Annotated in this window: 10 protein-coding genes; 1 reads left to right on the top strand and 9 read right to left on the bottom strand. The window is 60.8% G+C overall.

Annotated elements, in window-relative coordinates:
* Nucleotides 1-25: 25 nt before the first annotated feature.
* The 9 genes from KW849_RS11470 to KW849_RS11430 all read right to left on the bottom strand — a co-directional run bounded on the left by KW849_RS11470 (nucleotide 26) and on the right by KW849_RS11430 (nucleotide 11,734).
* A complete protein-coding gene (locus tag KW849_RS11470; protein WP_218429522.1) occupies nucleotides 26-1,558 on the bottom strand; it encodes an MFS transporter in 1,533 nt (510 codons plus the stop codon).
* 238 nt (nucleotides 1,559-1,796) lie between these two features.
* A complete protein-coding gene (locus KW849_RS11465; protein ID WP_218429521.1) occupies nucleotides 1,797-2,717 on the bottom strand; it encodes a LysR family transcriptional regulator in 921 nt (306 codons plus the stop codon).
* Nucleotides 2,718-2,769: 52 nt separating this feature from the next.
* A complete protein-coding gene (locus KW849_RS11460) occupies nucleotides 2,770-3,636 on the bottom strand; it encodes an ABC transporter permease (protein WP_218429520.1) in 867 nt (288 codons plus the stop codon).
* A gap of 21 nt (nucleotides 3,637-3,657) precedes the next feature.
* Nucleotides 3,658-4,518, bottom strand: a complete 861-nt coding sequence (locus tag KW849_RS11455) for an ABC transporter ATP-binding protein (RefSeq protein ID WP_218429519.1) — start codon at nucleotides 4,516-4,518, stop codon at nucleotides 3,658-3,660.
* 5 nt (nucleotides 4,519-4,523) lie between these two features.
* Complete coding sequence (locus KW849_RS11450) at nucleotides 4,524-5,549, bottom strand: ABC transporter substrate-binding protein (protein WP_218429518.1); 1,026 nt, start codon at nucleotides 5,547-5,549, stop codon at nucleotides 4,524-4,526.
* Nucleotides 5,550-5,567: 18 nt separating this feature from the next.
* A complete protein-coding gene (locus KW849_RS11445; protein ID WP_218429517.1) occupies nucleotides 5,568-6,455 on the bottom strand; it encodes a TauD/TfdA family dioxygenase in 888 nt (295 codons plus the stop codon).
* 370 nt (nucleotides 6,456-6,825) lie between these two features.
* Nucleotides 6,826-8,190, bottom strand: a complete 1,365-nt coding sequence (locus tag KW849_RS11440; protein ID WP_218429516.1) for an HlyD family type I secretion periplasmic adaptor subunit — start codon at nucleotides 8,188-8,190, stop codon at nucleotides 6,826-6,828.
* Nucleotides 8,180-10,336 (bottom strand): type I secretion system permease/ATPase, encoded by a 2,157-nt coding sequence (locus KW849_RS11435; protein ID WP_218429515.1) that lies wholly within the window; start codon nucleotides 10,334-10,336, stop codon nucleotides 8,180-8,182. Before KW849_RS11435 ends, KW849_RS11440 begins: the two co-directional genes overlap by 11 nt.
* A 42-nt stretch (nucleotides 10,337-10,378) precedes the next feature.
* A complete protein-coding gene (locus KW849_RS11430) occupies nucleotides 10,379-11,734 on the bottom strand; it encodes a TolC family outer membrane protein (RefSeq protein WP_218429514.1) in 1,356 nt (451 codons plus the stop codon).
* Between the two features lie 356 nt (nucleotides 11,735-12,090).
* Between KW849_RS11430 and KW849_RS11425 the strand changes: the two genes are divergently transcribed.
* The coding region (locus KW849_RS11425) for a retention module-containing protein (protein WP_218429513.1) at nucleotides 12,091-14,167 on the top strand (2,077 nt) is incomplete at its 3' end.

The following is a 14,167-nucleotide window of genomic DNA, read 5'->3' as shown; positions in this document are numbered from 1 at the left end:
AAAACCTTCTGTATCAGTGGAGCATTCAGGTCGGTGCGCGCGGCGGATAGATCCGCGTTGGCAGCCAGAAAATCAGCAGGATCAAAGTTACGGCGATACCGGCCATGCACAGGTAAAGATCAGAGGAAGTGAGCACCACCGCCTGCTCATGCAAACGATGAGCGAGGCTTGCGCTGTCGTGCTCGACCAGCGGCGAGTTGCCGAGGCGGTCGACTAGCATGGTCGAGTGAAAATGCAGACGTGCCGTGGTCAGCGCTTCGATCACCCCGGTTGCGATGACCGCCGACAGGCCTTTGACGGTGTTGAACCAGGCCGATGCAAACGGCCCTTGCATCGGGCTGATGCTGCCGGTGGACAGCATCAGCAGCGGCAACACCGCCATGGGCTGACCGAAAATCTGCAGCCATTGCAGCACATAGAAATCGTCGCGAATCCACGCGGACGTCAGTTGCGAACCGCCGACGCACGACAGCGCCAGCATGCTCAGGCCAAGGCCCAACACCCAGCGGCAATCGACCCAGCGAAAGTTGCACAGCGCCGCCACCAACGGCAGCGCAATCAATTGCGGCAGCGCCGCCAGCAGCATGATCGGCGCGGTCTGCATCGGACGATAACCCTGGACCTGCGCCAGGTAGCTGGACGGAATTATGATCACCGCCTGCAACACCACCAGCACGCCCGCCAGGGTCAGCAGGGCGAAAGACAGGTTACGGATGCCGAGCATCTGCATCTTGAAAAACGGCATCGGCTGCGACCACTCGCCGGTCAAGAACAGCACCAGCAGCAACAGCCCGCCGCCGAGCAATCCGCAGATCAGGTTCGACTCGAACCAGTCCAGGCGATTGCCCTGCAAGATGCCGATCACCAGCATGCAGATGGCGGGAAAACCCAGCAGCACACCGCGCCAGTTGAAGGACTTGAAGCGTTCCAGACGCAGCGGGTCCCGGGGTAAGCCATACGCCACCGCGGCCATGGCAATCAGGCACGGCGCGATGATTTGCCAGAAGGTCCATTGCCAGCCGACATATTCGGTCCACATCCCGGCCAATGGCGTGCCCAGGCCAGGGCCGAACGTCGCCGTCAGGGCATAACCGGCCAGGCCATACAACTTCACATTGGCCGGCAGAAACCGCAGGGCCACGGTCATCAGCATGGGCGGCAATGCGCCACCCGCCAGGCCTTGCAAGGTGCGCAGCAACAACAGGCTTTCGTAATTCGGGGCGAACGGGCACAACACACCCAACAGGGTGAACAGGCCGATGGCCCACAGGGTGAAACGCCGCAACGAGAACGTCACCGCGCACCACGGCGCGAAGGCCATGGCCGCCACGGAAGTCGCGGTGTAACAGGCGACCAGCCAGGTGCCTTCGTCGTAGCCGATGGCCAACGCACCGCGGATGTCGGCCAGGGCGACTTTGGTCACCATCTCGTTCAGGCCCGACACCAGCACCGCCAGCAGCACGCCCACCAGGCCGATGATGATTCGCGGGCCGAAGATCTGTGGTGAAGCTGTCGGGCCGGTCGCAGCGACGGGTACCGGGGCCGTGAGGGAAGTCATGTATTGCAAGCTCCGGCGTGGAAAGACCGAAGCATTCTAGGAAGCGTAATGCCTGACGAAAATCAACTTATTGGCAGGTTATAAGTGCGCCACACGCAACGATACAACCCCCTGCCCCTGTAGGAGCGAGCTTGCTCGCGATGGACGCCAACGATAACGCGTGCTGACTGATTGATCGTGTCGTTCAGACGTTTTTCGCGAGCAAGCTCGCTCCTACAGGGGGGAAATTGCGTTCACCTCAGTCCGGCTGCGCAGCCAGCCAGGTTTCGTCGCAACAAGCCTTGAGCGTTTCGCGCAACCAGCGATGTGCCGGATCCTTGTCGAAGCGTGGGTGCCAGGCCTGGGTCAGCATCAAGGTCGGCAACGGGATGGGCAGGTCAAACGAGCGCAGTTTCAACCCCAGCCGCCGCACACTCAGCAAGGCTTCCTTGGGTACCGGCAGAATCAGGTCGGAATCGGGCAAGGCGAACATCGCCGCATGAAAACTGGGCGCGATCACCGCCACCCGCCGCTCCAGCCCCAGGGCATTGAGCGCGGTATCGATGGGCCCACGGGCAATGCCACGCCGGGACATGCTGATATGGGAATAACCGGCATAGCGCTCTGCCGTGATCTCTTCGTCCAACAGCGGGTGATCCTCACGCACCAGGCCGACGAAGTGGGTGGAAAACAGGTTCTGGACTTTCACTTCCGGCGTCAGCGGACGGGTGTTACTGATGCTCAAATCGATCCGCCCTTCGCGCAACGCCTCATCATCGCCATCGCCTTCGGGTACGAAACGCAATTCACAGTGCGGTGCCTGTCGGTCAAGGGTGTCGAACAGCTTGCCGCCGTAAACGCCGACAAAAAAGTCGTTGGCCCTAATACTGAAACGCCGCCGCAACGAACTCAGTTCCACCGCATCAGCCGAGCGAAACAGCAAACCGGCCTGCTCCACCACACTGCGCACCTGCTCGCGCAATTCCAGCGCCTTGGGGGTCGGCACCAGGCCACGCCCGGCGCGCACCAAAATCGGATCGCCAATGGCTTCGCGGATGCGCGTCAACGTCCGGCTCATCGCCGCCGGACTCAGGTTCATCCGCCGCGCGGCGCCCACCACACTGCCCTCGTCGAGCAAGGCGTCGAGGGCGACCAACAGGTTCATGTCTGGCAATTGCATTGCGAGCACTCGTGTCTGATCAGGGCTGACTCAGACGCAATGCTAGCAAACATCACCGAACCATCCCCCACCGTTTCACCGTCACCCGCTCCAAAGAATCAAACACCAGGTTCTCCACCAGCAACCCAATCAGAATCACCACCGCCAACCCGGCAAACACCCTGTCGGTATACAGCTCATTGCGGTTCTGAAAGATGTACCACCCTAGCCCGCCCTTCCCACTGGTCGCACCAAACACCAGCTCAGCAGCAATCAACGTACGCCAGGCAAACGCCCAGCCGATTTTCAGCCCGGCGAGGATCGACGGCAGTGCTGCCGGGATCAGGATGAACAGCACGAAACGCATGCCCTTGAGGCCGTAGTTGCGCCCGGCCATGCGCAGGGTTTCCGAGACGCCGAGGAAGCCGGCGTAGGTGTTCAGCGCCAGCACCCAGAGCACCGAATGCACCAGCACGAAAATCAGGCTGTTCTGGCCCAGTCCAAACCACAGCAGCGCCAGCGGCAGCAGGGCGATGGCCGGCAAGGGGTTGAACATCGAGGTCAGGGTACTGAGCAGATCACGACCCAATTGCGTCGACACCGCCAGCGTGGTCAGGGCAAACGCCAGGACGATGCCGATCAGGTAACCCTTGAGCAACACCACCAGGGAAATCCACACCTTGCCCAGCAATTCACCGCTGAGCAGGCCGTCGTACAACGCGTGTGCGGTTTGCACAAAGCTCGGCAGCAGCAGGTCGTTGTTCTGATACCGGGCAACCGCTTCCCAAAGCACGGCGAGCAAAATCAGGATCAGGCTCTTACGTAGCCAGCTCTGTTGCCACAGACGTTGGCCGAGGGGTAATTCACGCTCCAGCCGCACGCTGGTCAGTGGCCGCAAAACCGTTTCGAACTCTTCACGCGGGGATGATAAATGGCTCATCGGGCCCTCCTCTCAACTGGCTCAATAAGCGATGCGGATGTCGGCGAAATCCAGTTCATGATCGGCTTGGGTCGGCTGGCCTTCGTCGAACAACAGCCGGTGGATGCGCCGCGCTGATTCCTGGAACGCCACGCCGCTGAGGCTGTGCAAATCGTATTGATGGCTGTGGACCTCCGCCCGCACCCGCCCCGGATGCGCAGACAGCAACAGGATGCGGTTGCCCAGCACCAGCGCCTCTTCGATGGAGTGCGTGACGAACAGCAGCGTGAAACGCACTTCCTCCCAGAGCAGCAATAATTCTTCCTGCATCTTGCGTCGGGTCAGGGCATCGAGGGCGGCGAAGGGTTCGTCCATGAGGAGGATTTTCGGCTGCATCGCCAGTGCCCGGGCAATCGCAACCCGCGCCTTCATCCCGCCCGACAGGGTATGCGGATAAGCATCGGCAAACGCCGCCAGACCGACCTTCTCCAGGTAGTGTAACGCCCGCTCTTCAGCCTCTTTGCGCTTGAGGGTTTGCGAGGCCAGCAGCGGAAACATCACGTTCTGCTTCACGGTTTTCCACGGCGGCAGTTGGTCGAACTCCTGGAACACCACGATCCGGTCCGGCCCCGGCGCATCGACGCGCTGGCCTTGCAGACGGATCTCGCCTTCCACGGGCTGGATGAATCCAGCCGCTGCCTTGAGCAACGTCGACTTGCCGCAACCGGACGGTCCGAGCAGGACAAAACGGTCCGCCGGATCGATCTCGAAACTGACTTGATGGGTCGCCCGCACCACACGCTGCGGCGTGCGGTATTCGAGGCTGACGTTATCGACCGACAACAGCGCCTGGGCTGCCGCGATCGATTTGCTGACCGTGTGGCCTTGCAAAGGGGCATTCATTTCGGTCAGCTCCCCTGCAGCGGCTTGGCATCCTGGAAGAAGTAGTCCTTCCACGAATCCGGTTTGTTTTTGATCGCACCGACGCGGTAAAGGAACTCGGCCAGCGGGTAAGTGTTTTTCGGCGTGACGCTGAATTCGAACTGCGGGTTGTCGATGATTTTCAGCAACGCGGCGCGGTCGATCTTGGCCTTGGTAACGCGGATATAAGTGTCCGCCGCCGCGCCTTTGTCGTGCTGGGCAAACGCGGCCGCTTCGGTCAGCGCATCAATGAATGCCTTGTAGGTTTTCGGGTTCTCGTCGCGGAATTTCTCGGTGGCGAACAGCACCGTCGGCGAGTTCGGACCGAGCAGGTCATAGGTGTTCAGCACCACGTGCACGTTGGGATTGGCCAGTTCCTGATCCTGGAACGGCGGGTTGGAAAAGTGCCCGCTCAGCTCGGTGCCGCCGGCCACCAGCGCAGCCGTGGCATCAGGATGTGGAACGGCGATGGTGTACTTGTCGAGGCGATTGAAGTCCTTGTCACCCCACTGCTTGGCCGCCGCGTATTGCAGGAAGCGCGACTGCACCGACACGCCCACCGCCGGCACCGCAATGCGGTCCTTCTCAGTGAAGTCGGCGATGGTCTTGACCTTGGGGTTATTGCTCACCAGGTAGTACGGAAAGTTGCCCAGGGAAGCCACGGCCTTGACGTTCTGCTTGCCATGGGTGCGGTCCCAGATCGTCAACAACGGACCGACACCTGCGCCGGCAATGTCGATCGAGCCTGCGAGCAACGCATCGTTGACCGCCGCGCCACCCGAGAGCTGAGTCCAGTCGACCTTGATGTCGATACCTTCCTGCTTGCCGTATTTCTCGATCAGGTTCTGATCGCGCACCACATTGAGCAGCAGGTAGACGATGCCGAACTGTTCGGCGATGCGGATTTCACCTTCGGCGTGGGCCACGGTCGGCGCCACCAGGCTGCCGGCAATCAGGCTGAAACCCAGGCCGATGGCGGCGGCCAGCGGTGCGAATGGAAGACGTTTGGACATGATCAAATCTCCGACAAATCAGAAAGGCGCGTCGCCCTGGATGGTGGTGCGATACAGCTTGCGGCGCAGATGGCTGGGGCATCCGGCGGCGAGGTGGATCAGCGAACGGTTATCCCAGAACACCAGGTCATGGGGCTGCCATTGATGGCGGTAGATGTTTTGCGGCAGCACGCTGTGGGCGTAGAGCTCGGTCAGCAGTTGCTGGCTCTCGTCTTCTGGCAGGCCAACGATGCGGGTGGTGAACCCTTCGCTGACAAACAGCGCCTTGCGGCCGTTTTCCGGATGGGTGCGCACGACCGGGTGCACCACTTCGGCGACCTGGGCGAGCTGCTCCGGGGTCAGGGTCGGGCGCCAGTTGCCTTCGAATTTTGTTTCGCTGTAACGCGCCGTGTAGGAGTGCTCCGCCGAGCGACCTTCCACCGCTTTACGTAGCGCGAGCGGCAGGTTGTCCCAGGCTTTGTGCATGTCGGCGAACAACGTGTCGCCGCCCTCCGCTGGCAGCTCTTGGGCATGCAGCATCGAACCCAGGCTCGGTAGCTCCTTATAAGAAAGATCGGAGTGCCAGAACTTCCCGGCATCACCGAGGCCGATGTTCTGGCCGTTCTCGACGATGTTGGAAACGATGAGGATTTCCGGATGCCCCGCCAGCAGGAACTGCTTGAGCACGTGGATCTGCAACACGCCAAAGCGACGGCTGAAATCGATGTGCTGTTCGGGGGTGATGCGCTGGTCGCGGAACACCACCACATGATGGTCCAGATGCGCGCGGTGAATGCGTGCGAAGTCCTGGTCATTGATCGGACGGGACAGGTCGAGACCGATGATTTCGGCGCCCACCGCACCGCTGAACGGGCGGATTTCAAAGAACTGTGGCGCGATGCTTGGCGAAGCTGAAGCTGCAGACATAAATCACTCCCACGCACGGCACGCTCAAAGGCGCGCGCGTCGATCAGAAACTCACGGAGATCCCGTGTTGGTTCGTGTCGTGCGGCGCGCCGATTGGTCGGCAGGTACGCAGGAGGTTGACTTTATAGATATAAGAATTGAATTTTAAATACCGTTAGCGAATAACGATATGGCGATTGCTAAGGAGATGGGGGAATCGTGGTGTGACGTTATTTGTCACTTTCTGACAGGGTTGTGGTGTTTTGGCGGACGCCATCGCGAGCAGGCTCGCTCCTACAGGGGTTCTCCGTTGGGCACAAAATTGTGTTCCAGCAAAAATCCATGTGGGAGCGAGCCTGCTCGCGATGGGGTCATCAGCCTCGATGACGTATCAGCGCTCGTGCAACGCCTCGGCCCGTGCGCGGATGATCGGCTTGAGCAGGTAGCTGAGCACGGTCTTCTTGCCGGTGATGATGTCCACGGAAGCCACCATCCCCGGAATGATCAGCAACGGCTTTTCATCGGTGCCCAAGTGGCTGCGGTCGGTGCGCAGCTTGATGATGTAGTAGGTGGTTTTCTTGTCTTCGTCGGTGATGGTGTCGGCGCCGATCTGCTCGAGCCTGGCCTTCAGCCCGCCGTAGATGGTGTAGTCATAGGCGGTGAATTTCACCGTCGCTTCCTGCCCCGGATGCAGGAACGCGATGTCTTGCGGGCGGATCTTCGCCTCGACCAGCAAGGTGTCGTCCAGCGGCACGATTTCCACCATGTCGCTGCCTGGCTGGATAACCCCGCCAATGGTATTGACCAGCAACTTGTTGACGATACCCCGCACCGGCGAAGTGACCAGCGTCCGGCTGACCCGGTCTTCCAGGGCCTTGCCGGTGGCCTGGGCCTTGTTCAGGTCGGTGCGTGCTTCGTTGAGTTGGGTCAGGGCTTCACTACGGAATTTGCCACGGGTTTCATCGACCTTGCGCTGCACTTCCTTGATTGCCGATTCGGCACGCGGAATGGCCAGGGTGGTGGCGTCGAGCTGACCACGGGTCTCGGCTTCGGCACGCCTGAGGCGCAAAACCTCCACCGGCGATACCGCGCCCTGGGCCACCAACGGCTCGGACATGCTGATTTCCTGACGCTGGAAGCCCAATTGCTGGCGATACTGCGCCTGCTTGGAAGTGAATTCGCGCAGTTCCTGCTGGCGCTGGATCAGTTGCTCCTGCAAGCCGCCAATCTCGTCGTGCAACTGTTGGCGGCGGCTTATATAGAGCGACTCTTCGTTCTTGGCCTGACCCGGCACGGCCTTGAGTACATCTTCGGGGAAGTTCAGCGGGCGATCTTCGACCTCGGCGCTCAGGCGTTCGACCCGCAACAGCATCGACAATCGATCGGCCTCGGTTTCACCGACGTTCGAAGCAAATCGCGTGTCGTCCAGGCGAATCAGCGGTGCGCCGGCCTCGACTATCTGGCCTTCCTTGACGAACAGCTCGGCAACGATGCCACCCTCGAGGTTCTGGATTTTCTGGATCTTCGACGATGGAATCGCCTTGCCATCGCCCTTGGTCACTTCGTCGATGACCGCGAAGTTGGCCCAGAGCATCAGGAATACAAAGAAAGCGATGATCGCCCAGATCGTCAACCGCACTACCCGGGGCGCATCCTCGATCAGCGCCTTGTTGACCTCCGGCAGCGGCTGGCCCTGCAGCGAAGCAGTGCCTTTGAAGTAGCGACGGATCGAATCCTTACCCGACTTAAGCAACACTGATCTGCCCCTTCTTCAACGCTTCCATCACCGCGGCTTTCGGGCCGTCGGCGAGTATCTGCCCGCGGTCGATCACGATCAGTCGATCGACCAGCGACAATAGCGATGCCCGGTGCGTCACCAGCACCATGGTCTTGTTTTCGATCACCGCTGCCAGGCGCTGCTTGAGGCGTTCTTCGCCGGTGTTGTCCATGGCGCTGGTCGGCTCGTCGAGTAGCAGGATCGGCGGATTGAGCAACAGCGCACGGGCCAGGGCGACGTTCTGCCGTTGACCACCGGAAAGGTTCTGCCCGCGCTCGCCCACTTGCAGCTCATAACCCTGCGGATGCAGGCGCGCGTATTCGTGGACGCCGGCCAGCTCTGCCGCTTGCAACACCAGTTCGTCCTCGACATACCGCGCACCGGAAATCAGGTTGTCGCGCAAGGTGCCGGCGAGCAACTGAATGTCCTGGGGCACGTAGCCGATGTTGTAGCGCAGCTCGCTGACGTCGATCTGGCGAATATCCACACCATCGACCAACAACGAGCCATCATCCGGCTGATACAGCCCCACCAGCAGTTTCGCCAGCGAGCTCTTGCCCGAGCCGCTTCGACCAATGATGCCGACCTTCTCGCCGGGACGAATCGACAGGTTGATGTTCTTCAGCGCCAGGTTCTGCTGTTGCGGGTAGGTGAAGTTGAGCTGGCGGCACTCAATGCCGCCTTGCAGCACCTTGCGGCTGAGCGGACGCTCTTCGAAATTGCGCTCCTGAGGCAGCTCCATCATCTGGTCGACCGAGGTCATGGTCACCCTTGCCTGCTGATAGCGGGTCAACAACCCGGACAGTGACGCCAGCGGGCTGAGCGCTCGGCCACTGAGCATGTAGCAGGCAATCAGACCGCCCATGCTCAGGTGACCGTCGATGATCTGGTACACGCCGAAGACGATCATGATCACCCCGGCCAGTTGCTGGATCAGCAAGGTGATGTTCATCGCCAGGCCGGACAGCATTTTCACCCGCAACTCAAGACGACTGAGGGTGCCGATGGTCTGTTCCCACTGGTACTGGCGCTCGCTTTCGGCGTTGTTGACCTTCACCGCATCCAGGCCGGCCAGGGTTTCGATCAGGCTCGACTGACGCTCGGCCCCCAGCGCCATGGTCCGTTCCATGGTCGCCACCAGGGGTTTCTGCAAGGCGTAGCCGATGGCCAGGGCGATCGGGAATGCCAACACCGGAATCCACACCAGGTGCCCGCCAAGGATCGCGATGACGATGAAAATCAGAATCGTGAACGGCAGGTCGATCAGGCTGGTCAGTGTCAGCGAGGCGAGGAAGTCCCGCAGGCTCTGGAACTCATGGATGTTCTGGGCAAAGCTGCCGACCCGCGCCGGCCGGTATTTCATGGCCATGCCGACGATGCGCTCGAACAGCGTGGCCGAGATGATCAGATCGGTTTTCTTGCCGGCCAGATCCAGGCACAGGCTGCGCAGGCTTTTCAGGATCAGGTCGAAGAGGTAGGCGCCCGTGATGCCGAGTGCCAGCACCCAGAGCGTTGCTTCGGCCTGGTTCGGCACAACGCGGTCGTAGACGTTCATCACGAACAACGGCGCAGCCATGGCAATGATGTTGATCAGAAAACTGGCGGCGATGGCGTCGACATACAACCAGCGCGAACGCTTGAGGGTGTCGCGAAACCACGAGCGCGCACGCGGAATCAGCGTGCCGTGGTTGACGTCGAATTTATGCTGGGGCTGAGCGAAAAAGACCTTGCCGGTGTAGTCGTCGGCAAGCAGTTCGCGAGTGACCAGGGACTCACCGCCATCGCTTTCGCTGAGCAGCACCCGCGCCTGATCTTCGCCTTGCCAGCCGAGCAGGACGGCACTGCGACCGTCCTTGAGCAGCAGCAATGCCGGCATGGCAATCGCCGGAATATCCCCCAGCTTGCGCTGCAGCACCCGACCTTGCAGCCCCGCGCGAGCGGCCGCGCGAGGCAGCAAGTCGACACTCAGGCGCTGCTCGGGCAGCGGCAGGCCGGTGGTCAGCATTGCCGCGCTGGCCGGCTTCTGGTGCAGCATGCAAAGAGCGAGCAGACCATCCAGCAACGGATCGTCATGCAACGCGCGCGGATCATGAATGAGTTGAACCCGACTGACTTCTGATTCCACGCTCGGCACTCTTGGCTAACAATTGAACAACGAAGGTCCGGCTCAATTCATACCGGGCAATTGAACCTTGGGCTTCACGTCGTTCTGCACAACGGATGCCAATGGTGCGACCACTCCCTGGCTTTTGAGCAATTCGCCCATGGTCGCCTTGATACGGTACTGAGTAAATAACTGAGTGTTCCTGATCTCCGCCAGACGACGAGAGGAGGTAAACAGTTCGTTCTCACTGTCGAGCAAATCGAGCAGGGTGCGCTCGCCAAGGCTGAACTGACGCTGATAAGCGGTACGCACAGCGGTGCTGTGGTCGACGTATTGCTGGGCGATCGGCACCTGCGCATTGGCATTGTTCAGGGCATTCCAGGCCAGGCCCAGCTCTTCATTCAATTGGCGCAGGGCGTTGTTGCGGATGTCCAGCGCCTGGTTGGACAGGTAGGACTTGGATTCCAGATCGGCCTTGTTGCTGCCGCCGGAATACAGGTTGAAACGCATGCGCAGCATGGCTTGCCATTCGTTGTTGTGGCCGTTCTGGCCATCAATATCGTTGTCTGCGCTGCGACCCAATTCAGCATCGACGCGTGGGTAGAAGGTCGACTTGGCCGTGTCGTACTGCTTCTCGGCGGCGGCGATATCGGATTCGGCCGAGCGCAGGATCGGGCTGTTTTCCAGCATCTGCGCACGGGCTTCATTCAGGTTGGCCGGCATCAGCGCCATGAAACTCGCCGGACGCTCCAGTTGATCGGGCATCTGGCCGACAGCGGAGAGGTAGTTGGTTTCGGCGTCAGCCAGGTTGGTCTGCTCGGTGATCAGGTTGTTGCGCGCCTGGGCCATCCGCGCTTCCGCCTGATCGAGGTCGGCGCCGCTGCCGACACCGCGCTGGGTGCGCAGCTGGATCTGGTCGTAAATGCGTTGGTGGCTCTTGAGGTTGTCCTCGGCCAGACGCACGAATTCGCGACGGGTCAGCACGTCGAGATAAACCTGCGCCACGGTCAGCCCGGTACGCTCGGAAGTACTCAGCAGCGAGTAGGCGCGGGAGTTGACGGCGGCTTGTTGACGCCCCACTTCGCTGGACGTCGCAAAACCGTCAAAAACCATTTGGGTCAGACGCAAACTGGACTCACTGCGATTCAGGGTTTCCCAGTGCTTGTTGCCGCTGCTGTCCGTGCGTGTAGTCACGCTGTCGGTGCCTTCACGACCGTAACCACCCAGCAGGTCGACCCGTGGCAGGTATCCACCTTTCGCAGCCTTCAACTGGTAGTCCGCAGCCAATCGGCTGTTGACGCCTGCCTGGACCTCCGGATGGACATCCAGCGCTTGTTGCATGGCGTCTGGCAAGGACTGCGCCTGGACGAAAGACGCGGCGAGGACGAAAGGTAGAGCCATGAACAAAGGCGAACGCATTGTAGGAATTTCCCAGAACTTCTTGTCTTGAATCACAGCAAAAGAACGTGCTGCGTTGGAAGATCGCGAGCGGAATGACCGTATGTCGGAAAGTTCAAAAGCGGAACTGGAGCACATGCCGAGGACCGGTCACCACTGAAATATCAATGTGACATTACTGGGGCGATTGTTTAGGATGGCTCCAAGAAGGTCAATAGTTTGGCATAAAGTTAATAACGAAAAATTCTAGCCAAATTATTGGCGTATTTTTGCGTCAAACTTGTGCACCCTTTTTGCAATGTACGTCCAGACTGGTCGGCGCAATCGCCATCAGGTCTATGGAAGTCAACTGAACGTGACACCCCGGAGAGTCTTCAATGAGCAGTGTTGTTGCCATCGTCAAAAGCATTGTCGGTCAGGTTTTCGTGGTGTCCCCAGAGGGCGTCCGCCGTGTTCTCGTTGAAGGCGACAAACTGTTCGCCGGTGACCGGATCGACACTGGCCTTTCTGGTGCCGTGTCCCTGGAACTGGCCGATGGCCGCACCCTCGATCTGGGCCGTGACACTCAGTGGAGCGCTGACGCCCCGGACTCCGGCACTGATCTGGCAGCCGCCACTGCGCAAGCCGCACCATCGGTAGAAGAGCTGCAACAAGCCATTGTCGCCGGTGCCGACCCGACCAAGGACCTTGAAGCCACCGCTGCGGGGCCGACGGCGGCGGGCTCTGGTGGTGTCGCCGGTGGCGGTCACAGCTTCGTGATGCTCGACGCTACGGCTGGTCGCGTCGATCCGACCATTGGCTTCCCGACCGACGGCCCTGCTGCCACTGTCACCCCCACGACCCTCGATATCGGCAACCAGACCCTCACGACTCTCACGACCGCCACCGCTGCGAGCGTACTGAATGCGGATACTGGCACGCTGACCGAAGACAGCGTCGCGACGGGCAATGTACTGAGCAACGATAGCGATGCCAGCACGCCGCTCAGCGTCACCGGTTTCACCATCGCCGGCGTGACCGGCAGTTTCACCGCTGGCCAGATAGCAACCATCGTCGGCGTCGGTACGTTGACCATCGATGCCAACGGCAACTACACCTTTACGCCGGACGCCAACTACAACGGTGCCGTACCGCAAGTCACGTACACCACCAACACCGGCTCGAGCAGCACGCTGGATCTCACCGTGACAGCGGTCGATGATCCGAGCATTTTGACTGCCGACAGCCAGATCATTGCAGAAGACACCACCGCAACCGGCAACGTACTGAGCAACGACAGCGACATCGACAACGCCCTGAGCGTGGTCAGCTTCACCATCGACGGTGTGACTGGCACCTTCGCCGCCGGCCAGGCCGCGACCATTGCCAATGTCGGCACCCTGGTGATCGGGGCGAATGGCGCCTACACCTTTACCCCGGACGCCAATTACAACGGCGCGGTGCCGACCGTGAGCTACACCGTCACCGACGGTGACGGCAGCAATGTCACCTCCACCCTGAACATCGACATCACCCCGGTCGACGACAGCTTCACCGACGTCAGCGAAACGGTCTCCACTCAGGAAGACACCGCCGTGAGCGGCAGCGTCCTTACTGGGACTTCGAGCGTCGACGGCCCGGTCAGCGTGGTCAACTTCAGCATCGACGGTGTGACTGGCACGTTCAACGCCGGCCAGACCGCGACCATCACCAACGTCGGCACCTTGGTGATCGGCACTAACGGCGCCTACACCTTTACCCCGGACGCCAATTACAACGGCGCGGTGCCGACGGTGAGCTACACCGTCACCGACGGGTCCGGCAGCAACGTCACGTCGACCTTGAACATCGACGTCACCCCGGTCGACGACAGCTTCACCGACGTCAGCGAAACGGTCTCCACTCAGGAAGACACCGCCGTGAGCGGCAGCGTCCTTACTGGGACCTCGAGCGTCGACGGCCCGGTCAGCGTGGTCAACTTCAGCATCGACGGTGTGACCGGCACGTTCAATGCCGGCCAGACCGCGACCATCGCCAACGTCGGCACCCTGGTGATCGGCGCCAACGGCGCCTACACCTTTACCCCGGACGCCAATTACAACGGCGCGGTGCCGACCGTGAGCTACACCGTCACCGACGGCTCCGGCAGCAATGTCACCTCGACCCTGAACATCAGTGTCACCCCGGTCGACGACAGCTTCATCGACGCCAGCGAACGTGTGACCACCGCTGAAGATGCCCCGGTGAGCGGCAGCGTCCTCAGCGGCACCTCGAGCGTCGACGGCCCGGTCAGCGTGGTCAACTTCAGCATCGACGGTGTGACTGGCACGTTCAACGCCGGCCAGACCGCGACCATCGCCAACGTCGGCACCTTGGTGATCGCGGCGAACGGCGCCTACACCTTCACGCCGGCCGCCAACTACAACGGCGCGGTACCGACCGTGATCTACACCGTCACCGACGGTTCCGGTACAG

Source organism: Pseudomonas sp. PDM26 (assembly GCF_019219185.1).
In the GTDB taxonomy this organism is placed as follows: domain Bacteria; phylum Pseudomonadota; class Gammaproteobacteria; order Pseudomonadales; family Pseudomonadaceae; genus Aquipseudomonas.
This window is presented reverse-complemented; position numbering and strand designations above follow the sequence as displayed.